The 23028-nt window shown below is 40.3% G+C and carries 17 protein-coding genes and 1 other RNA gene; 7 read left to right on the plus strand and 11 right to left on the minus strand.

Annotated elements, in window-relative coordinates; all coding sequences use genetic code 11:
- Positions 1 to 17: 17 nt before the first annotated feature.
- The 4 genes from AC0VZ4_RS14030 to AC0VZ4_RS14045 form a co-directional block, all read right to left on the minus strand.
- Complete coding sequence (locus AC0VZ4_RS14030) at positions 18 to 1433, minus strand: Mu transposase C-terminal domain-containing protein (protein WP_475439958.1); 1416 nt, start codon at positions 1431 to 1433, stop codon at positions 18 to 20.
- A complete protein-coding gene (locus tag AC0VZ4_RS14035; protein WP_475439959.1) occupies positions 1426 to 2055 on the minus strand; it encodes a Tn7 transposase TnsA N-terminal domain-containing protein in 630 nt (209 codons plus the stop codon). Before AC0VZ4_RS14035 ends, AC0VZ4_RS14030 begins: the two co-directional genes overlap by 8 nt.
- Before the next feature lie 133 nt (positions 2056 to 2188).
- An RNA gene (gene ffs, locus AC0VZ4_RS14040) (signal recognition particle sRNA small type) lies at positions 2189 to 2285 on the minus strand.
- 138 nt (positions 2286 to 2423) lie between these two features.
- Entirely contained in the window at positions 2424 to 3302 is an 879-nt protein-coding gene (locus AC0VZ4_RS14045) for a DUF3014 domain-containing protein (RefSeq protein WP_475439960.1), read from the minus strand.
- A 239-nt stretch (positions 3303 to 3541) separates the two neighbouring features.
- On the opposite strand from AC0VZ4_RS14045, the gene AC0VZ4_RS14050 reads away from it, so the two are divergent.
- A complete protein-coding gene (locus AC0VZ4_RS14050) occupies positions 3542 to 4687 on the plus strand; it encodes a patatin-like phospholipase family protein (protein WP_475439961.1) in 1146 nt (381 codons plus the stop codon).
- 15 nt (positions 4688 to 4702) lie between these two features.
- Here the strand turns inward: AC0VZ4_RS14050 and AC0VZ4_RS14055 are convergent, their stop codons facing one another.
- Complete coding sequence (locus AC0VZ4_RS14055) at positions 4703 to 6676, minus strand: monovalent cation:proton antiporter family protein (protein ID WP_475439962.1); 1974 nt, start codon at positions 6674 to 6676, stop codon at positions 4703 to 4705.
- Positions 6677 to 6809: 133 nt separating this feature from the next.
- On the opposite strand from AC0VZ4_RS14055, the gene AC0VZ4_RS14060 reads away from it, so the two are divergent.
- Entirely contained in the window at positions 6810 to 7706 is an 897-nt protein-coding gene (locus tag AC0VZ4_RS14060) for a GGDEF domain-containing protein (protein ID WP_475439963.1), read from the plus strand.
- A gap of 109 nt (positions 7707 to 7815) precedes the next feature.
- On the opposite strand, the gene AC0VZ4_RS14065 is transcribed toward AC0VZ4_RS14060, so the two are convergent.
- The 6 genes from AC0VZ4_RS14065 to lpxB all read right to left on the minus strand — a co-directional run bounded on the left by AC0VZ4_RS14065 (position 7816) and on the right by lpxB (position 15767).
- The gene (locus AC0VZ4_RS14065) at positions 7816 to 8163 is read right to left on the minus strand and encodes a hypothetical protein (RefSeq protein WP_475439964.1); all 348 of its coding nucleotides are present in this window, start codon (positions 8161 to 8163) and stop codon (positions 7816 to 7818) included.
- Complete coding sequence (gene tilS / locus AC0VZ4_RS14070) at positions 8163 to 9467, minus strand: tRNA lysidine(34) synthetase TilS (RefSeq protein WP_475439965.1); 1305 nt, start codon at positions 9465 to 9467, stop codon at positions 8163 to 8165. The genes AC0VZ4_RS14065 and tilS overlap by 1 nt, the downstream gene beginning before the upstream one ends.
- An 83-nt stretch (positions 9468 to 9550) precedes the next feature.
- Positions 9551 to 10507, minus strand: a complete 957-nt coding sequence (accA, locus tag AC0VZ4_RS14075) for an acetyl-CoA carboxylase carboxyl transferase subunit alpha (RefSeq protein ID WP_008133897.1) — start codon at positions 10505 to 10507, stop codon at positions 9551 to 9553.
- 16 nt (positions 10508 to 10523) lie between these two features.
- A complete protein-coding gene (gene dnaE, locus AC0VZ4_RS14080) occupies positions 10524 to 14015 on the minus strand; it encodes a DNA polymerase III subunit alpha (protein ID WP_475439966.1) in 3492 nt (1163 codons plus the stop codon).
- Between the two features lie 2 nt (positions 14016 to 14017).
- Positions 14018 to 14620: a ribonuclease HII gene (rnhB, locus tag AC0VZ4_RS14085; RefSeq protein ID WP_096792712.1), complete on the minus strand. Its 603-nt coding sequence runs from the start codon at positions 14618 to 14620 to the stop codon at positions 14018 to 14020.
- Positions 14610 to 15767 (minus strand): lipid-A-disaccharide synthase, encoded by a 1158-nt coding sequence (lpxB, locus tag AC0VZ4_RS14090; RefSeq protein ID WP_475439967.1) that lies wholly within the window; start codon positions 15765 to 15767, stop codon positions 14610 to 14612. Before lpxB ends, rnhB begins: the two co-directional genes overlap by 11 nt.
- Positions 15768 to 16066: 299 nt before the next feature.
- On the opposite strand from lpxB, the gene AC0VZ4_RS14095 reads away from it, so the two are divergent.
- From AC0VZ4_RS14095 to cydC, 5 genes are read left to right on the plus strand one after another with little or no spacing between them, the layout of a single operon-like run.
- On the plus strand, positions 16067 to 17650 hold the full coding sequence (locus AC0VZ4_RS14095) for a cytochrome ubiquinol oxidase subunit I (protein WP_475439968.1): 1584 nt from the start codon (positions 16067 to 16069) through the stop codon (positions 17648 to 17650).
- On the plus strand, positions 17647 to 18786 hold the full coding sequence (gene cydB, locus AC0VZ4_RS14100) for a cytochrome d ubiquinol oxidase subunit II (RefSeq protein WP_475439969.1): 1140 nt from the start codon (positions 17647 to 17649) through the stop codon (positions 18784 to 18786). The genes AC0VZ4_RS14095 and cydB overlap by 4 nt, the downstream gene beginning before the upstream one ends.
- Before the next feature lie 12 nt (positions 18787 to 18798).
- A complete protein-coding gene (gene cydX / locus AC0VZ4_RS14105) occupies positions 18799 to 18963 on the plus strand; it encodes a cytochrome bd-I oxidase subunit CydX (protein WP_007376801.1) in 165 nt (54 codons plus the stop codon).
- The gene (gene cydD, locus AC0VZ4_RS14110; protein WP_475441662.1) at positions 18953 to 20746 is read left to right on the plus strand and encodes a thiol reductant ABC exporter subunit CydD; all 1794 of its coding nucleotides are present in this window, start codon (positions 18953 to 18955) and stop codon (positions 20744 to 20746) included. The genes cydX and cydD overlap by 11 nt, the downstream gene beginning before the upstream one ends.
- Complete coding sequence (cydC, locus tag AC0VZ4_RS14115) at positions 20739 to 22484, plus strand: thiol reductant ABC exporter subunit CydC (RefSeq protein WP_475439970.1); 1746 nt, start codon at positions 20739 to 20741, stop codon at positions 22482 to 22484. Before cydD ends, cydC begins: the two co-directional genes overlap by 8 nt.
- Positions 22485 to 23028 lie beyond the last annotated feature (544 nt).

Genomic DNA, 23028 nt, shown 5'->3' on the forward strand with positions numbered 1-23028 from the left:
GCACTTAATACTTGAATTCAAGATTTAATTAAAACGTCTTGAGATACTTTATGGCTAAATTGCTTTCTATAATTGGCCAGTTCAGTACTGTCGTAGCTTAAGTTTTCTAGCCTTATTCCACCTTTACGGAGCACCCGATGATTTGAAATACTGAGCACAACATCTAGCTGTTGAAGATCATCATTACTCAGCACTGTTGGTGGTAACGTATTAAAGCCTTGATCCCATAATTGGCTTGGTATGTACTTAAATCGGCTGTCGGCATCTTGATGGTAAACGTCTACTACCCATTTATGAAATAACTGCATAAAGGTCGTAAAGCGCATGATTGCATCTTTTTTGGGATTGTATTCATGCTTTTGTAAAATGTTAGAAAAGGTTTTACCAGGAACAGGATCTAATAATTCAGTATTAATTATGCCGAACATACGTTCTACAAACGGTTTTAACCACGGCTTTGCAACAGGGTTATATTGAGTATTAATGCCTATTTCTTCACAAGCAAGTTCAAGGCTGTTACTCCAAAATTCAGCGCCATTATCAACTACGAGAGTTTCAATTTTGCCAGCACACTTCCACTCATTAATACTATCGGGGTATAGTTTTGCCACTTCACTTTTAGGTTTCATCGCATTTAGCATTGCTCGCCTTACTGCATCATAGCTAGGCTCACTGAAGCTAAAGTAATAGCCAACAATACAATGGCTATACACATCGACTAACATGGTGAGTGTCGGCCGACCAAGCGGGATATGTAGCTCATCATCTAATAGAATGAGATCAAGCGGTGTATGGTCAATTTCAACTTTTTCGAGTATTCGGGTAGGCCGTGTATGCCCATCTACTTTATTAAAAGCAATATCAGCAAGGCGCTTGCCATAACGAGCAACCATCACGTCGTATTGCGGTAAGTTATCTATTCTATTTTTAAACGCTTTATATGTCAGAGGTTTTAAATCAATACCTACAACATTATCATTTTCGATAGTCACTAAGTCTTTATAAAACTTGTAAGCCGTAGACACAAAAGGCTTTTCTTTTACTAAGTAACGCTCAAGCGCTTTTTCAAAAAACTTATCGGTGGCTGTATCACGCTCCCTGTTCCCTTTTTTTTGGTGGCTTGGTATTAGCGCCATTATATTTTTATCCGCATTGGTATAAACGCTATACCATCGTGCGGCGGTTCTCCAACTGGGCTTTTTTTCACCCTCAGCTTCTGGCATTAGTTTTAATAAAGGCTCAAGGTTTTTTTGTGTCCAACCGCCTTGAATATTAGCCTCAAGCCATTGAATATATTTAAGCTTAGCAAACGTTGTGGTTTTTATTTTTTCAGGTAGGGCTTGTAAGTCTTTGGCGTAATTTTGAGGTGGTTTGGTTTCTACTTTTGGTAATGGCTGGTTAAATTCATCTTCAAACAAACCGTCATTAAACATTGTTAGACCAAATTGCTGTTTCTATTGATATTTCATTTGTAGTTAAGTCGGCAAATAACTGCCCTAGTGATAATAAGCGTAGCACCGTAGCAAGTAGCTCACCGGCAGTTACTTTTAAAAAGCTAACTAACTGGCCCACTTTAATAGAGCCGTATTGCTTAACAAGTTCTAGCACCGATGCTTGCAGCTCTGTTAAAGACTGAAAACCAGAATAGCGATGTAAAAGCTTTAAGTTATTGAGTGTTGGGTATACACGGATTTGCTTATCAGTAACCAGTATTAAATCACGTCCATCTTGTTTTGCTATGGTTTGCTTTTCAATAAAACGTGCATGAAAGTCTTCGTCGGCAATTTTGCTTTGTGGTTTTACCTCGATAAATTTTTGCGTGCCGTCTGTGTGGGTAAGTAAAAAGTCAGGTGTGTAACGGCAAGTACGGTTATCAAACTCATATTCGTAACCGAGTGGTTGTGCTTCAAATGCGGCTATTGATGGTGAAAATTCAAAATGGAAACAAGCATCAAACTCTAAAGAGGATTCAACTAAACAGGTAGATTTATTTTTTTGACTAGCAAATTTATGGAGGTTTTTAACACGAGAGTGTTTGAGTTTTCTTCTGTACATGTGAGTCAACCATCTAACCATTTGGTTAAATACTAGACTATGCCACCTTATACTTCCAATTTATGCCATCTTTTAGTACAAATATGTCAACTTATACTTCAAACAACACCCAAATGAGGAATTTGGGTGGCAGTCTTACCAGCCACATCTCGGCACACACGTCACAAACTGTGGCTGCTCCCTTCCGGGCCTGACCAGGTTCGCCTGCTAGTGTTGCGAGAGGACCAATAAGACTACCATTGAGGGCCTTGGTTGGCGCGGGGGGATTATCTCTACTTTTGCTCTGTTATTCAAGGGATAATCTAAAAAGAAAGTGCGATTGCATACTTCATATACAATCGCGATGCATTTAGCTGTTTTAATGCGTATTAATTGCTCTCTAACTGAGTTTTAATATTACGTAATGCTGCTTTTACTTTTTTCATGTTCTCAGGGCCCATGCGTAAAAATTGTTTTTGTGCAGCTGGTAATTGCTCCCACTCTGAAAATGCGTATTGATATGTTACTGAATTACGAAGTAATGGTAAGTCGCCCTCAGGTTCTGGCGTATCAAGTAACAAATCAATTGCATCGGTTAGGGTTTGATTAAACTCATCATCGCCATAACCTATTTCAGTATATGCACTATTAATAAGCGGTTTATATTCTTCGTACATACGCACTGCTTGAGCTGCACTCATACTGGTGAATACTTTTACATACGGTGTATAACGCTCATAGCTATTAGGATCAATCGTTAAAATATCCCCTTCTGTTACGCTAAAACTCTCTTCTGGCTTAATAACAGGTGTATGCTTTTTGGCGATTTTGCCTTGGGCAATGTTATCTATAAATACAACACCACGGCGAATCACATCGTCGGTTACCATTAAGCTCATCACAGAATCACTTAAGTACTCATCCATTTTAGCAACAACCACCGTGTCACTTTCGTCGAGCGTCACTAATGGTTCTACTTTTGGGGCCGGCTCAACAGCGCGTTGTGTTGGCACTTCAAGTTCTTTAGGTTCCTCTGGTTTTACTGCAGAAGGAGTATCAATAATAGGAGCAATTTCTGGTTTAAGCTCCATTATTGGCTGCTCTTTAGCTGGCGGTTCTACCTCTGTGCGTGTTACTTCTTCATCACTTGGTTTAAGTAATACGAAGGCAGCCGCGCATGCTACGACTATTAAAATAATAACGGCAAAAAGAAGATTGTTATTAGGTGGACGTTTTTGAACATCTGACACTTCTGGTTTATCTGACATACGAACTCCATAAAAAATTAAAATGCGATATCACTTAGAATACGCTAAGTGGATTAAATTCATTCTGACACACATACTATGACATTTAATAACACGGCAATAATAGCTCAAAGGTTAAGCGCTAAATTGCAAAGTTAAATAATGTAATGAGTATAAGGGCAGTTATCCTTTGATTCTTCTAGCTTAAAGACTTACAGTGAATAAATAAAGCAAAGACGTAGAACAGTTTAACCACCAATATGAAAATCAAGCAAGTTGATCCCAAAAAACCTAAAATAGCCTTGTTACTTACAGGTGGTGGCGCACGCGCTGCTTACCAAGTGGGCGTACTAAAAGCACTCGCTCATAGCATGCCGCGTACAGCTCCATTACCATTTAGGGTAATAAATGGCACCTCAGCTGGGGCAATTAATTCTGCAGCGTTAGCATGTTACGCCTCGTGTGTGCATTTAGCTGTACGAAAGCTCGAATCTGTTTGGAAAAACTTTTCAACCTCTATGGTGTATAAAAGCGACTTTTTAAGTGTATTTGGTCATATTGCGCGTAATATTTTAACAAGCTTTCAGTCGGAGCATATTAATCACCCGCCTGCTAGCTTGCTAAATAATCGCCCTCTTCGTAGTTTATTAAACGAAATTTTAGATTTACACCGCATTGAACGCAATTTACATCGTAATTATTTAGATGCGCTGTCTATTACGGCCTCAAGTTATACAACGGGTGACTCGGTTGCATTTTTTCAATCTAATACGCAAACATCTTGGCAGCGTGCTAAACGCGAGGGTCGTGCTACGCGCATTAATGTTGAGCATTTAATGGCGTCGAGTGCCATTCCGATGGTATTTCCTAGCGTAAATATTTATAACCATTACTTTGGTGATGGCTCTATACATCAGCTTTCACCGCTTAGTCCGTCGATTCATTTAGGGGCTGAAAAAATATTTATTATTGGGGTAGATCAACCTAAAGAATTACACCCACCGGGTTATTCTGCGCATTACCCAGGGCTTTCTGCTGTTGCAGGGCATTTACTCGACAGTGTATTTACCGACACTATGCAATCGGATTTAGAACGTTTGGACCGTATTAACCGAACCCTAGGGCTATTACCTGCACGCGATAAACATCAAGAGCTTAAACAAATTGATACGTTTGTAATTAACCCTTCGCAAAATTTTAATGCCATTGCAGCGCAGTATTACAACGATATGCCATGGGCTATTAAAGTATTGCTACGTACCATAGGTGTAAAAAAGCATTCGCAATCGAGCTTAACCAGTTATCTATTGTTTGAAAAACGCTACACCCAGCATTTAATGCAAATTGGCTATGAAGACGGTATGAAAAAATTACCGGAGATACGCAAGTTTTTAGAACTAGATTAAGCCCAAACAGAAACGTTATTCTATTCCGTCGAGCAGGTAGTGCTCTACCCGCTCAACGCGCCTTGGTTTTCCTTGCAGTACTAATATATCGTTAGCCAGTAATAAGGTTTGATCCGATGGAGCGTCTATTTCGCGATCTTGCCTGCGTAACGCTTTTATAAACACTCTTCGTTTTGTTAAATTAAGCTCACTAATACTTTTATTTACAGCAAACGCTTTATCGGGCAAAGCTATAACATGCAGGTATTCTAATCTATCGCTATTATTTTCATCGCTATCAATGTGCTCACCGGAAAAAAAGCTTTGCAAAAATTTATAGCGATTACGGCGCTCTTTACTTACACGCCTAACAATTCGGCTCATGGGTACACCCGACATAGATAAAACATGCGACACTAACATTAAACTTGCTTCTAAAGTTTCGGGCACAACTTCGGTTACCCCCAATTCTTTTAACTTTTCGAGCTGACTGTCATCTCGCGTGCGTATAAGTATTTTAACGTCGGGCGCTATTTGCTTTATAGCGTCTATTACTATTTGTGTTTGCTCAAATTCAGTAAAGGTAATAATGACTAAGCGTGCACGCTCTACCCCTGCACATTTTAAAATGTCTTTTTGTTTAACGTGTCCAAATATTACGGGTTCTCCAGCGGCTTTACCTTCTTGAACGAGTATTGGGTTACTCTCAATAGCGACATATTCTATTGCCTCAGGCTTTAAAAACCGCGCAATGGTTTGCCCAACTCTTGAAAAGCCACAAATAACAACATGATTACTATAAAGCGCGCTACTTTTAGGTTCATTTTCCCATCCCATACTTGCGCGTTTTAATACGCCTAAACGTTTTAAAATAAGCGGTGTTTTATCAATTAAAAATGGTGTAAAGGCCATTGAAAGTACACCCAATGCAATTAAAAATGAGGTTTGATCACTCGTTAATAATTGCTGTTGTCCACTTAAGGCAATAAGTACAAAACCAAACTCTCCCATTTGCCAAAGCATAATTGCACAAGCCAATGCATCTTGTCTTCGCTCCCCCATAAGCTGCGCGCTTATTGCAACAACGGTTATTTTTAAAATTAATAAGCCAAGTAACGCACCAATTATAAATAAGCCATTACTAAACACATATAATAAATCAAGCTGCATGCCGACAGTTACAAAAAATAGGCCCATTAAAATATCGCGAAAGGGCCTTATATCAGCCTCTAGTTGGTGTCTGTAATGACTCTCGCCCAACATCATACCGGCTAAAAAAGCGCCAAGAGCCATTGATAGACCAAACATATATGTTAGCAACGCGGCAAATAACGCAACCAGTAATGTTGTAAGCACAAATAACTCATCGGTGCGTACTAGCGCTATTTCGTTAAATACTTTAGGCAGTATCCATTTGCCTATAGCCCATAACAATAAGCAAACAAATGCGCCTTTAGTTAATGCAAAAGCAAGCGCCCAACTAATGCTTTGTGAATCGCTAGATGCTAATAAAGGAAGGATAATAAGCAAGGGAACAACCGCTATATCTTGAAATAACAATACACCAACGGCTAGTTGTCCACGACGCTGGTTTAGCTCGCCGGTTTCTTTTAATAACTTAACCACCACGGCAGTGGATGAAAGCGCCATAATGATACTAATAGCAAAGCTAGTTAATAAGCTGAAATTTAAGCAATATAAAACAACAATAAGTATCAGGCTGGTCACAACTACTTGTAGTGACCCAAGGCCAAACACAATATTGCGCATTGCCATTAAACGTGAAATAGAAAACTCTAACCCTAAGCTAAATAACAAAAATACAATACCAAGCTCTGCCACAAAGTCGATTTCGTGCGTGTGTGCCATCCAACCAATGCCATGGCTGCCAGCTAAAACCCCTGTTGCTAGATACGCCAAAATAGGCGGCAATCCAATGCGCTTAAAAAACCATACAAAAAGTACTGCAACAACTAATAAGCCAAAAAATTGAACATTAATACTCTGCAAACTGAACCTCACGCTTGAATTAAACCAAGGGACTTACATTAAATATAGCAACCATCTGTTTTTCGGCCAGTTTTAAAATATGGCATAGAAATAGCTTAGTAATTGTAAAGCAACACCCTCGGGGGAGAATTTAATGGAAAACGTCCATATTTTGACACAACGTGTATCAGGTCGCGGTGATTTTTTGCCATTATCGGCAGAACACACACGTGTAGATGAACCAACTGAAACACACGAACTTGTTACTGAACTACAAACTAGTTTAGTTATTGAAGATGTTTTAGCTATGTATGCTAAGTTCGCAAAACAATTGCTAAACTTTTCGGGTATACAGTTTCAATCGACACTTGGCACAGCGCAAACATCAGATAGTGATACAAACAATACACCCTATATTTTTGACTTAACAATAGCAGCAGAACACTTAGGACAACTAATTTACTTTAGTAAATACCCTCTTAGTGCTGTAATTGAAAAAAAATTACGCGTTTTACATACCGCATTAATTTACCCACTTCGAAATGCGATGATGTATAGCAGAATATTAAAACTTGCGACAAAAGATACCTTAACGGGATTAAATAACCTTAGTCAATTTAATGATATTTTGTCGCAAAAACTCGAAAATTGTCGCCGCTATCAACGTCCTTTTAGCTTAATGCTGCTCGACTTAGATAACTTTAAACAAGTTAACGATAACTTTGGTCACAAAGTGGGCGACGATACATTGAAAGAATTCGCTAAAGTTTTATGTAGCAGTATTCGTGGTACAGACTCAGTATTTAGGTTTGGCGGCGATGAGTTCTCAATTTTAATCGAAGACCCTGAGTTTACAACTAACAAAGTAGTTGCTGAACGGATCATGCGCCTTGTTAGAGAATCAAGTTTAATGTCGCAATATGGCGTAACAACCAGCATAGGTTTTACCTTAGCAAGCAGTCAAGATTGTGATAATGAGATATTTGCTCGCGCAGATAAAGGCCTGTATAAAGCAAAAGCCTCGGGCAGAAACTGTGCTAAAGCATATTAAGATTTAAAAATACATTTAAAATAAAAGAGTCTAACTTCCCCCGTTAGGCTTTTTTATTTTGCTGTATTGTCCTGTTTAAAACTCAGGACAACACACTAAAAAGCATGGCTTAACGCTCTGACTTTATTGGTAAAAATTTATATATAACAAGCACTAAGAAAAAACCAAAAAAGAAACCACTCACTAAGTTAAGTAATGCAGCACTTTTTGCAATTGGCGTGAATAAAACTAAAATTAACGGCGTACTCACTCCTAAAACAAAAAACAGCCCACCTTTACCTAACCAATAAGCCAGTAATAATGCACCACATAATATTCCACCAGCAATAGCGTGACCCAAAGTAATTAGGTTAAGTGAAAACAAGGCATTAGCTAATACCGCGACGATAGCTGTAACTAACATCCCCAGTGGCGCTTTGTTTACTAGCGATAAGCCAACATGTGGTTGTTCTGTCATTATTTACACTCCCAAAAAATACCTGTTTCGTCAAGATGATTGGCACTCATAAAGTAGCCAACCACTTGAACTAATTCGTCATTATAAAAAATTAATGGCACATTAGCACGTAACCAAGGGGCTACTTTTGCATCTTTAAACCAATGTTTTAATGTATTACCACCTGGTTTTTTTTCCGGTTTGATCCGCGCATTGTTACAGTTAAAACGCACAGTAACTTGTTCATGCTTAAACGGCGGTCGAATACCCTTGCCATTTTTTTTTATTAGCAAACGGTCATCATTAAATTTAAGCTCATCACTTACAAGCATTTGATCTTGTAATATTTGATATGGATTCACAAAATACAAATAGCCTTGATGGCGACGTACTTGCCCACCAGCCAAATCAATAAGCATTTGCGAATCGCTCTTAGCGCATATAGCTTGATTAATAATTTGCTCAAGTTGTTTTTGCGATGGCATAATTTGTGTAAATAATGCAAGCCACGCACGCACTATATTTGCAATGCGCGTAGTGCTGTATTCGCTTATTTTATTAATACACAATGCTTGATGCTGGTTAATACACTTATTTAAATCAAGCTGAGTATATTCATCAAGTAATGTTTGTTGTTGCTGCAGTAGCTCAATACTTCGCGCTGTACATTGCTCAAACCCATTAAAGCGTTCGGCTAATAATGGAATAACTTTGGAACGTAAAAAGTTTCGATCAAAGCGCTCATCTGTATTAGAGTCATCAGTGATATGCTTAATATTAAACTGCGCCGCAAAGGCTTCTATATCACTTCGCTTTACATTCAATAACGGCCTGAAACACACACGCCCACTTTGTAGAAAACGCGCTTGGTGCATGGCGCCAAGCCCTTTTAAACCCGAACCACGCTTTAAGCGCAGTAAAAACGTTTCTACTTGGTCGTTTAAATGTTGGCCTAGTAAAATAATGCTGCCTTGTGGGCTTAGTTCATCAAGTGCTTTATAACGGGCGTCGCGCGCTTGGGCTTCAAGGCTCGTGCGCGACTGCTGCTCAATTACCACTTTCGCAGCTTCAAAAGGCACATTGAGCTCAACACATACGTTTTTGCAAAAGCGTTGCCAGTCATCAGCATACTGGCTTAAACCATGGTGAACATAAATAGCCGATACATCAATTACTGGGTTATCTTCTTTTAACGCACGCATTAAATGCAATAACACCACAGAATCAACGCCACCAGATAACGCAACTGTAAAAACAGTCTTACCTTGCTCAATATAGCTACTTAGTGATTTTTTTAATTGTTGATAAATTACTGATGTATACATGTGTCCGCACTTTAATATAAAAACTCTGAGTATTTTAAAGTAAAAAAGCCGCATAAGCGGCTTTTTTTTAACATTTAATGTGCTTAGCAATAGCCAAACGACATTAAACGCTTGTAACGCTGATCAAGCATTTCTTCAAGCGTAAGAGCTTGTAGGTCAGCTAAATCTCGTTTTAGGCGCACTTTTAAGTTACGTGCCATAGCATCGTAATTACGGTGCGCACCACCTAGTGGCTCATCAACTAAGTTGCTGATTAAATCTAGTTCTTTAACGCGCTCTGCGGTTACACCCATTGCTTCTGCTGCAAGGGGTGCTTTGTCGGCGCTTTTCCAAAGAATAGACGCACAACCTTCAGGCGAAATTACAGAATAAGTACTGTACTGCAACATATTAACTCTGTCGCCAACACCAATCGCTAATGCACCGCCTGAACCACCTTCACCAATAACTGTACATATTGTCGGCACTTTAAGTGTCGCCATTACTTTTAAGTTACGTGCGATTGCTTCAGATTGGCCACGCTCTTCAGCGCCTACACCTGGGTATGCACCCGGCGTGTCGATAAAGGTCATGATTGGCATTTTAAAACGCTCAGCCATTTCCATTAAGCGTAATGCTTTACGGTAACCTTCTGGCTTTGGCATACCAAAGTTGCGTTTAATTTTTTCAGCAGTGTCGCGGCCTTTTTGTTGGCCAATAACCATTACTGGTTCGCCATCTAAACGCGCTATACCACCTAAAATAGCCGGATCGTTAGCAAAAGTTCGATCGCCAGCAAACTCGTCAAATTCCGTGAAAATACGCTCGATATAATCTCGAGTATAAGGACGCAACGGGTGACGTGCCAACTGTGATACTTGCCAAGCGCCAAGTTCAGAGAATATCTTCCCTTTTAACTGGTCGCTTTTCTCTTTTAATTTGCTGACTTCCTCTTCTAATCCAAGGTCTAATTCGCCAGCGCGGCTTACATTTTGTAATTCTTCAATTTTCGCTTCTAATTCTGCAATCGGAAGCTCAAAATCAAGATAATTGAGGCTCATGCTCTAAACTACCTAATTAGTTAAATTCCAGTTCTAAATCTTGCGCCGCCATTAGCGATAACTTATGAATTAAGTCATCACTTGGCGTAACACACCATTCGATCCCAAGAGTTAATTGTGCCAACGCATCTGGACGTTGGTAATAAACCTTGATCGGACACGTTCCCATTTTGTAGGGTTCGAGTACTTTTTGTAATTTATCGAAGAAACCAGCCTCGATTTGCACCATGTTCAGCGTCATTTTAATCGCTTTAATACGCTTTTCACGCGCCTGAGCAATGGTGTTTATTTCTCTGGCGGTCATTGTAATACCACCGGAGAAGTTATCAAAGCTGACCTGTCCAGATATTACCAAGATATTATTAACTTGGAGCATATCTTGGTACTTTTCAAACTCGTCTGAATACAAGCGTACATCAATGCGTGCACTCTTGTCATCTAAAGTTACTAAGGCCCAACGATTTCCTTTTTTATTAATTAACACCCTAGAAGCAATCACTAAACCAGCAGCTGTGGCAAACACATCGCGATTAGTAGGCTGTAAATCAACTATTTTCCCACTGGTGTAATGCTTAAGTTCACGGCGGTATTGATTTATCGGATGCCCTGTTAAATAAAGGCCTAGGGTCTCTTTTTCACCATCCAACCATTCGTTATCAGTGAGGCCTATGGCTTTAATAAAAGCTTGTTCAACTTCATCAGGCTCAGTGGCTAATAAACCAAACAAGTCACTTTGCCCTAATAGCTCAGCTTTGTTGTATTGGTCGGCCGCACGCATTGCACTTTTTAAACTAGCCAATAACGTAGCACGTCCAGGTTGCGTTTTTTCAGGCCCAAGCTTATCAAGTGCGCCTGAGTAAATTAATTTTTCGGTCACACGCTTATTTAAGCGTTTTAAGTCAACGCGGGCACAAAAATCAAATAAATCTTTAAATGGGCCGCCTTTTGCACGCGCTTCTAGGATTGCATCAACCGGTGCTTCACCCACGCCTTTTATTGCGCCAATGCCGTAAACAATTTCACCTTCAAGGTTTACTGTAAACTTAAACTCACCTGCATTTACGTCTGGCGGTAATAAGGTGAGTTTCATGTTTTCACATTCATCCACCAAAATAACTATTTTGTCGGTGTTATCCATATCGGCCGACATTACCGCAGCCATAAACTCTGCCGGATGATGGGTTTTCATCCACAATGTTTGATACGAGACCAGTGCGTAAGCTGCCGAGTGAGATTTATTAAATCCGTAACCTGCGAACTTTTCTACCAAGTCGAAGATTTTTATCGCAAGCTCGCCGTCAATGCCGTTATTTCTTGCGCCATCTTCAAATGTTGAACGCTGCTTTGCCATTTCTTCGGGTTTTTTCTTACCCATTGCACGGCGCAGCATATCGGCGCCACCTAGCGTGTAACCTGCTAGTACTTGCGCAATTTGCATTACTTGTTCTTGATACAAAATAATGCCGTAGGTTGGATCAAGTATTGGTTTTAAGCTTTCGTGCTGATATTGCGCATCTGGGTATGAGATTTCTTCTCGGCCCAGTTTTCGGTCGATAAAGTTATCTACCATGCCTGATTGCAGCGGACCTGGTCGGAACAAGGCCACAAGTGCAATCATATCTTCAAAGCAATCGGGCTTAAGGCGGCGTACTAAGTCTTTCATACCACGCGACTCTAGCTGGAATACAGCAGTCGTTTCGGCGCGAAGTAGTAGCTCAATACTTTTTTTATCATCCAGTGGAATAGTGTTTATATCGACAGGGTCTTTACCTTGGCGCTTCATGCGCACGTTGGTCATATCGACCGCCCACTGCAAAATAGTCAGTGTACGTAAACCCAAGAAGTCGAACTTAACTAAGCCTGCAGTTTCTACGTCATTTTTATCAAACTGTGTGACCGGAAACTTACCTTCGTCATCGCAATAAAGCGCGGCGAAATCGGTAATAGTGGTTGGCGATATTACTACGCCACCCGCATGCTTACCGGCGTTACGTGTACACCCTTCGAGGATACGACACATATCGATTAAGTCTTTTACTTCGTTATCGCCATCGTAGGCTTCTTGCAAGCGTGGCTCTATATCAAACGCTTTAGCAAGTGTCATCCCAGGGTCCCCTGGAATCATTTTTGAAATACGATCAACGAATCCATAAGGATGCCCAAGCACTCGCCCTACATCGCGTATTACCGCTTTTGCAGCCATAGTACCAAAGGTAATAATTTGCGAAACCGCATCTCGACCATACAAAGCCGACACGTGATCAATTACTTCGTCTCGTCTATCCATACAAAAATCGACGTCGAAATCGGGCATTGATACACGTTCAGGATTCAAAAATCGCTCAAAAAGCAAGTCGAATTCAAGTGGATCCAAATCGGTAATTTTAAGCGCGTACGCAACTAATGAACCCGCACCTGAACCACGACCAGGTCCAACCGGAATATTGTTATCTTTACTCCACTGGATAAACTCCATTACGATTAAGAAGTAACCTGGGAATCCCATTTGGTTAATTACGCCAAGCTCTATATCAAGCCGCTCATCGTATTCAACGCGCTTTACTTTTCGCTCTTCTTCATCGGGGAATAAAAACTGTAGACGTTCTTCAAGGCCGTCTTCTGACACTTTAACTAAAAACTCATCAATCTTAAGTGAACCAGTTGGGTAATCAGGTAAAAAGTAAGTCCCTAGCTGAACCGTTACATTACAACGTTTAGCGATTTCTACGGTGTTTTGTAGCGCCTCTGGAATGTCGCTAAACAGCTCAGCCATTTGCTCTGGTGTTTTTAGGTATTGTTCTTCAGAGAATCGTTTAGGCCTGCGTTTATCATCAAGAGTGTAACCGTCAAAAATAGCAACTCGAATTTCGTGCGCTTCAAAGTTTTCAGGTTTTAAAAATACCACTTCGTTGGTGGCTACAACAGGTAACTGCTCTTTAACTGCAAGCTCTACCGCCATGTGCAAGTAATCTTCTTCAAGCGGGCGATTGGTGCGAACAAGCTCAAGGTAGTAGTTATCGCTAAAATGCTGCTTATAAAAACTAACAACCGATTCAATTACACTCGGATTATTTTTTAATAACGCCTTACCTAAATCACCGTCTTTAGCACCCGAGAGAATAATTAAGCCTGCTTTTAGCTCAACTAACCACTCACGGTCAATCACAGGGCGATGAAATACATGCCCACGTTGATACGCTTTAGATATTAATAAGGTAATGTTTTTATAGCCGTCGTTGTCTTTGGCTAATATGGTTAAACGGCTTGGCTCGTCAGGAAATTCTGGGCTACGAACCCAAAAATCAGCACCCACTATAGGTTTAATACCGGCATTATGTGTTGCGCCATAAAAGCGCACTAAACCACAAAAGTTCATTTGATCGGTAATCGCAATCGCGGGCATTTGCAGCTCTTGCGCTTTTGCGACTATTGGCTTTGTTTTAGCAAGGCCGTCAACCATCGAAAAATCTGAATGAACTCTTAAATGAACAAAATCAGGAGCAGCCATGCTTAGCCCTCACCATTGGCTTGCGCCAATACACGCTGCACAGGTTTAAAGCTTTTACGATGCTCGTCAATCGCGCCGTACTGCTCAAGCGCTGCAAAATGCGCTTTAGTTGGATACCCCTTATGCCCTGCAAAACCATATTCAGGGTGGCGTTTATCAAGCTCAATCATTTCGTCATCGCGCGCTACTTTAGCTAAAATAGACGCTGCTGAAATCTCTGCCACTAGGCTATCGCCTTTAACAACAGCTTGCGCTGGCATAGTGAGTTTTGGCAAACGATTACCATCTATAAATACAAATTCAGGTTGCGTACTTAATGCCTCCACTGCGCGAGTCATGGCAAGCATAGTCGCGTGTAAAATATTTAATTCATCAATTTCTGTTGGACTGCAGCGACCATATGCGTAACACAATGCTTTTTCTTTAATTTCAATTGCAAGTGCTTGGCGTTTTTTATCCGTTAATTTTTTAGAATCAGCTAAGCCTGCAATCGGTTTAGTGGGATCTAAAATAACAGCGGCAGTAACTACATCACCAACAAGCGGGCCGCGCCCAACTTCATCTACACCGGCAATTAGGGTTACATTTGGTCTATCAATTTGCATTTATTAACTCCGCCACAGCGTTGGCTGCTTGTTCACTGGCATTTAATCTAATTTTTTCGTGAATGGCTAAAAAGCGTGCTTTTAGCGCTTTGTTATCTGTGTTGAGCATAGGGGTAAGTGCGTTTGTTAAGTTAGTCACATTACACTCACTTTGTAAAAACTCAGGCACTAGCTCTTCGTCGGCTAATAAATTAGGCAGCGAAAAGTACTTAATATTAAACGTAAATAGAGTTTTAAAAATCCAATAGCTCAAAGGCTTTATTTTATAACCCACTACCATTGGCTTTTTATAAAGCATGCCTTCAAGTGTTGCAGTGCCCGACGCTAATAAAATGGCATCAGCAGCTTGCATCGCTAATTTTGATTGCCCATCAAGCAGATTAACATTAAGGTCAGGCGCGGTGGCGTTTAATATTTCAGTAAACTGCGCTTTGCGCTTTTCGTTTACCAGTGGCACCACAATTTTAAGATTTGGGTTTTGCGCTTGCAGCTTTTCAGCTGTTTTAATGTAAGTTTCACTTAGTAAACCAACCTCAGAGCCTCGACTACCAGGTAGCAATGCCAGTACTTTGTCATCAAGGCTTAAGCCGAGTTCTTCACGCGCTTTGCTGTCGTCGTGTTCAAGTGCTATATCGTCTGCCAAGGTATGACCCACAAACGTACACGGTACTTGATGCTTATCATAAAATTCTTTCTCAAAAGGCAACAATGCAAGGACTAAGTTAGTCGCTGCACTTATTGTATGAATGCGCTTTTCGCGCCATGCCCAAACAGATGGACTTACGTATTGCACCGTTTTAATACTCGCATCTTTGAGCGGCTTTTCTACTCGTAAGTTAAAGTCGGGTGCATCAATACCTATAAATACATCAGGTGGGTTATCTACAAAATGCTGCACGAGTTGTTTACGTATTTTGAGCAAACGCGGTAAACGCCCTAACACTTCAACAAGCCCCATTACCGAAAGCTCATCCATGTCGTAAAGTGTTTTACAACCCTGCGCTTGCATTTTAGGCCCCGCTACCCCTTCAAAAATAGCGTCCGGAAAGTGCTTTTGAAGGGCTTTAATTAAGCCTTCACCTAAAATATCGCCCGACAGTTCACCTGCCACAATACCAATTCGTAGTTGTTTTTTATCTTTATTCATTTGATTTTATTTCACAAGTAAACCAGGCGTTCATGCTTATTAGTTTACCGTGTTTTACTGTTTGATTAAACGCTTTAAATAACTGGTTTTTTATCACCTAAGTTAAGCCTTTATGTTGTTTGTTTTTAATACTGATGTAGCATAGGAAATATATTAAGTTTTACTAATATACATATTGACAAAAATTGCACAAACGTAAATAATATTACAAACTTTCAGTAACTACTGAAAGTTCATTAAATGTTAACTTTGCCAATTAAGCATTGCCCTGTTAATCCGTCACTCTCAAGGAGCCAATAATGATAGATGAAACCTTTGTGGATCTATCGCGATTACAGTTTGCTGTTACCGCTCTCTTTCATTTCTTATTCGTACCGTTAACGATAGGTATGACCTGGATTTTAGTTATTATGGAATCGGTTTATGTTATGACCGGTCGCGAAATTTATCGCGATATGACTAAGTTTTGGGGAAAATTGTTTGGTATTAACTTTGCAATTGGTGTGGCGACAGGCCTTACCATGGAATTTGAGTTTGGTACTAACTGGTCTTATTACTCCCATTACGTAGGTGATGTTTTTGGGGCTCCCCTAGCTATTGAAGGTTTAATGGCATTCTTTTTAGAGTCAACCTTTGTAGGTATGTTCTTTTTGGGCTGGGATAGACTCTCTAAACGCCAACATTTAGGTGCAACCTTTTTAATGGCCATTGGTACTAACATGTCGGCGCTGTGGATTTTAATTGCCAACGGTTGGATGCAAAACCCAGTAGGCGCTGAATTTAACTATCAAACCATGCGCATGGAAATGACCAGCTTTGCAGAGCTTGTGTTTAACCCTGTAGCCCAAGTTAAGTTTATTCATACCGTATCTGCAGGTTATGTAGCTGCATCTATGTTCGTGCTAGGCATAAGCAGTTGGTACATATTAAAAGGCCGTGACCTTGCGTTTGCTAAACGTTCTTTTTCAGTCGCATCAGGCTTTGGTTTAGCGTCAATTTTATGTGTAATTTTACTCGGTGACGAATCAGGCTACGAAGTAGGCGAAGTCCAAAAAGTGAAACTTGCCACAATTGAAGCCGAATGGCACACAGAAGAAGCTCCGGCTGCGTTTACCGCATTTGGTTTTCCTGATTCAGAAGAGCAAGTAACACATGCGGCGGTTAAAATACCTTACGCACTTGGGTTAATTGCTACGCGCTCACTAGATGAGCAAGTAACGGGTATTAACGACCTAGAAAAACAACATGAAGTACGTATTCGCAACGGTATGGTTGCTTATGAATACCTTACAAAACTCAGAAACGGTGAAGATACGCCAGATAATATTGCCAAGTTTAATACTCTAAAAGATGATTTAGGTTATGGCTTGCTACTTAAGCGCTACACACCTGATGTTGTAGATGCGACTGAAGAGCAAATTCAAAAAGCAGTTAAAGACTCTTTTCCTAAAGTAGGCCCTATGTTTTGGTCATTTAGGATTATGGTTGCCTGTGGTGTGGCCATGCTTGGTGTATTTATATTGGCATTTTACTACAACGCACATCGCGTTATTGAGCAAAAACGCTGGTTGTTATGGGCTGCCGTATTGAGCATTCCACTACCTTGGATAGCGATTGAATTTGGCTGGATAGTTGCCGAGTATGGCCGCCAACCTTGGGCTATATCTGAAATACTGCCGACCTTTTTAGCCACGTCGTCACTAACAGTAAACGATATTTTAATTAGCTTAACTGGGTTTGTTATTTTCTATACTGGTTTAGCCATTGTTGAAGGCTGGTTGATGATCCGCTTTGTTAAGCAAGGACCAAGCTCGCTACATACTGGTAAGTATCATTTTGAATTACCAAACAAAACTGATCAAACTGAAGGAGAGCAATCATGATTTTTGATTATGAAACATTAAAAATGCTTTGGTGGTTGATCATTGGTGTACTGCTTATTGGCTTTGCTATTACCGATGGCATGGATATGGGCGTTGCTATGTTACTTCGCCTCGTTGGTAAAACAGATTCAGAGCGCCGCACAGTAATAAACACAATTGGCCCGCATTGGGATGGTAACCAAGTATGGTTTATAACTGCAGGCGGCGCGTTATTTGCAGCGTGGCCTATGGTTTATGCTGCCGCGTTTTCGGGCTTTTACTTTGCCATGATGCTAGTACTCTTTGCTTTGTTTTTTAGACCACTTGGGTTTGATTACCGCAGTAAAGTAGATTCAAAACGCTGGCGCAATAACTGGGATTGGGGTTTGCTTGCAGGCAGCGCGATTCCAGCATTAGTTTTTGGTGTTGCGTTTGGTAATTTATTTTTAGGCGTACCGTTTAATATTGATAACCTTATGCGTGTTAGCTACCAAGGTTCATTTTTTGGCTTGCTTAACCCATTTGGATTACTTGCAGGTTTAGTGAGTATTACCATGTTAGTTGCGCATGCGGGGATGTGGTTACAACTTCGTACAGCAAGTGTGGTTGCAGAGCGTTCGGGTCAATATGGTCGCTATTCTCTGATTGTGTTTATCGTGTTATTTGCTGCAGCTGGCTTTTGGGTTGCTAATTTAACGGGATACCAAATTGTATCTATGGCTGATACACAAAGTCATGCAGACCCTCTAGCTAAAGTAGTCACTACAGCGCAAGGTGCTTGGTTAAGTAATTACAGCACCCGTCCGTGGACAATGACCTTCCCTATTTTAGCCTTTGCAATGGCATTAAGTGCACTTGTGTTTTCAAAATTAAATAAACCTGCACTTGGTCTTATTTCAACAAGCTTAATGTTAATTGGCGTAATTATGACGGCCGGTGTTTCACTGTTCCCATTTATTATGCCATCTATCAACAACCCTAATATTAGCTTAACAATTTGGGATGCGGTATCGAGCCATAAAACGCTCAATATAATGTTTATTGCAGTGTGTATTTTTGTACCACTAATTTTGTCCTACACCACTTGGTGTTACGTAAAAATGTGGCGCAGAGTAACGGTAGAAGAAATTGAAAACAACACTCACGGTAGCTATTAAGGAGACTAAACTATGTGGTATTTCGCTTGGATTTTAGGTGTACTTTTGGCCTGTACCTTAGGTGTAATAAATGTAATGTGGTATGAGTTTCATCAAAATAAAAACAGTATTGCTGATGATGAGCAAGTTATGCATGATTTATTAAATGAAAATAACTCGACCAAAGATGACGACTAACCCCCGACCAGATCGCGCGCAGCAGCAATCACTGCGCGCTTTTTTAAAGCGTCAAAGTAAACCCGCTGCAGTGTGGTTAAAGTTAAGCATTGCATTGGGTACTTTTAACGCATTACTAATGATTGCAGGTGCTTATTTACTGGCTCAAGCTATTCATAATGTAATGTTTGAAGGTAATAACTTAGCCCAAGTTACTTATTTACTATGGCCCTTAGCAGGTATTATTTTATTACGCGCAGTGTTTTTAGCGCTAAGTGAACGTTTGAGTGCATATGCTGCACTTAAAATAAAATCGGCTATGCGCCAAACGCTTTTAAATAAGCTCAGCTTACTTGGGCCAAGCTATATAGAACAACACGGCCAAGGCGCTACATTAAATACCCTGCATAATGGCGTTGAAGCACTCCACGACTATTATGCTAAATACCTACCCGGAGCTGCTTACAGCGCGCTTATTCCGCTGGCAATATTGGTTGTTATTTTTCCGACAGATTATAAAGCTGGGCTGATATTTTTATTAACCGCCCCGCTCATTCCCTTTTTCATGATTTTGGTAGGCTCAAAAGCCGAGGCTTTAAACCAAAAACGCTGGAAGCAACTTGCTGTACTGGGCAATTACTTTTTTGACCGCGTACAAGGTTTAACTCAACTCAAGCTATTTAATGCAACACGTACCGAGCTTAAACAAATAGCTAAAATTTCAGACGACTTTAGACACGCGACACTCGATGTTTTAAAAATCGCATTTTTGTCATCATTTGCACTTGAGTTTTTAGCTACCATTAGCGTGGCACTCGTTGCCGTAATTATTGGTTTTAGGTTGTTTTTTGGTACTCTTGATTTTGCAACTGGCTTTGTCGTGATGCTTTTAGCACCTGAATTTTATTTACCACTGCGCCAGCTGGGTAGCCATTATCATGCACGCTTACAAGGTATTAGCGCCGCTGCCGATATGGTTGCGATTTTAAATGCCCCACTACCAAGTGACGAAAATACATCAGTAACTATAACCAAGCCTGAAAACAACTTAACTTTAGATACAATTAACTCAATAAATATTACCAACCTTAATTTTATATACCCTGATAGTAACGAAGGGATTAAAAATATAAATTTAACACTGCCAAATAAAGGCTTAATTGCAGTTGTGGGCAGTAGTGGCTCAGGTAAAAGTACGTTGTTTGATTGTTTGTTAGGGTTTCATCCTGAGGTGATAAACCACCTATCTATTAATGATCAGAGTTTAAGTACAACCGATATTACTTACTTGCAAAATAATATTGCATGGATACCACAAAAAGCGACGCTATTTTACGACACCATTGCTGCCAACATAAAATTGGCCAAACCCACTGCCACACAGCAAGAGCTTGAATATGCGGCAAAGCAAGCTGGTGTGCTTGAATTTATAAATACCCTACCCGATGGTTTTAACACGCTGATAGGTGAGCAAGGCGAAGGGCTTTCTGGCGGTCAAAAACAACGTATTTCACTGGCTCGCGCATTTATAAAACAAGCACCAGTCTTAGTGCTTGATGAGCCTACAGCCCACCTTGATAGCCAAACAGAGCTGCTTATTCAAGATGCTATTAATGAATATGCTAAAAATAACTTAGTGTTAGTTATTGCCCATAGATTAAATACCGTTAAACATGCCAGCAATATCATTGTGATGCACGATGGAAAAATAGCTGAGCAAGGTCACTTTGAAACACTTGCAGCACAAAATGGTGCATTTGCTAACTTACTAAAAACGGCTGAACAAGGGGTGGCGCATGCGTAATTTTATTCGCTTATTAAAGCTTTGTGCTCCTCATTCTAAAGCTATGCTATTGGGTACATTTTTAGCGACGATTACGGTATTAGCTAATGTGGGTTTGTTGGCTATATCTGGCTGGTTTTTAGCATCAATGGCCGCTGCAGGTATTGCGGGCGTACAAATGAACTACTTTACCCCTGCCGGCACGATTCGTTTTTTAGCTATTGTGCGAACAGCATCCCGCTATGGCGAACGCCTAGTTACTCATAACGCCACGTTTTTATTACTAAGTGAAATACGTACCAATGTATTTGCAACGTTAAGCAAGCTTAACAATGTTGATTTAGCAATGAGCCGCAGCGCTGATTTAGTTAACCGATTACAAAACGATGTTGACGCACTCGACAAATTTTATTTAAACGTTTTACTGCCTATGTTGGTTGCTCTTTTAAGTGTGCCAATCATCATGCTGTTTATGTCGGCCTATAATGGTAACGTCGCCCTTATTTGCTTTACTGGCATTGTGCTTATTGGAGTTGTTATACCTGCCCTACTCAGCGCAAAGCTCACTAAAAACAGCCATAAAGAAACACAACTTAGTGCACAACTTCGCTCTGAGCTTTCAGATACACTCACAGGACTTAGAGAGCTTAGTATTTATCAAGCCCGTTCGCAGCAGCTTAATAAGTGCGACGAATTAAGCGAGCAGTACAATCAGCAATTATTTATTCGCCACAAAGCACTGGCAAACTCAGATGGGTTAAGCTTGTTGGTTGTTCAATTAGCCATGCTTGCTAGCATAGTAACCATAGTGCCACTGGTTTACGCAAGCAGTATGGTAAATGTAGAACTTGCTATGTTAAGTTTGTTTGTACTGGCAAGCTTTGAAAGCGTATTGCTACTACCCAATGCGTTTATAGAGCTTCCAAGTGTTTTAAAAGCAGCAGAGCGATTGTTTACACTTGAAGACAAAGCAGCTAGTTCGCAAATTGAAAGTACACATGTAAACGTTGATGAAAGCTTTAGCGCGCAAAACCACACGCTAGCACTTAACAATATTAGCTACCAATATGGTGAGCAAACAGCACTTACTAATATCAGTTTTGAACTAATGCCCCAGCAAAAAGTAGCAATTGTAGGTCGAAGCGGCAGCGGTAAAACAACGCTTGTAAATTTACTGACTGGTTTATGGCCTTTACAACAAGGCAGCATAACGCTAAATAATCAAAATAGCGTTGTTGACTTACATTCGTTAAATAATGATATACGCGCAAGTGTTATAAATATACTCGCCCAGCAGCACCATATTTTTGATGGCACATTAAGTGAAAACTTACGTTACTCCGCGCCAAATGCAACTAAAGAGCAAATGATTGCAGCGCTCACATTAGCTCAATTGAGCCCATGGTTTAATGAGCTAAAAGAAGGTTTAAAAACACGATTAGGCACTGGCGGGCGTAACGTGTCGCAAGGTCAATCTAGGCGTATAGCTATTGCCCAAGCATTACTTAAAAACCCTGCTATTTTGGTTCTTGATGAACCAACAGAAGGTCTTGATAATCAATCTAAGCAAGGAGTAATGCAAGCAATAATGCATGTTATGGATAACGCAAGCGTGCTGACAATTACGCACGATCCCGCTCTACTTGCTCAAATGGATAATGTTGTGTGGTTAGAAGACGGCAAAGTAGTTGCGCAAGGCTCTCATAAAGAGCTCAGTGGCACTTATCCCAACTATGTGGCACTCACTACTCGGTTTTAGTTAAAGTCACCTGAACTTTGGATAATAAATCCTTTAACCAGGGTTCAGGTTGAATAAATCCCTACATCTGCACTATTTTAACATCAGAAAATAAAAGGCAATTTCACTAAGTAACCTGAACTCTGGATAATAAATTTAAATATCACCATGACTCAATACGTTAGTAAACTTCTTAACCAGAGTTCAGATTAAGTAACAATTCCATTTTTAGTTTTTTCAGTTAAACAGTACTGCTTAAACCAACCTGCATAAATTTTTGAGCAATTTAACGAATTAAATTGCCCCTAGGCAAAACCGTACGGGCAGCACATGTTTGGCATTTATTCTACGTTATCGCCTATTTATGGGGAACACCACACTACATAGGCCCTGTCTTGTCTAAACACCAAGCTTACTGCTGCAAGTTCAGCCTCGAAAGACAAACAGGCCCAAAATGAAGTATTTCTTAGTCGATTACAAAAAAAAGGCTGTGATTACAAATATACACACTTTCTTAAATGCATGATATTCATATGTTATTTTATTGTAAATTAATTATTACGAA

The organism is Pseudoalteromonas sp. QJM3NY_22 (assembly GCF_056173065.1).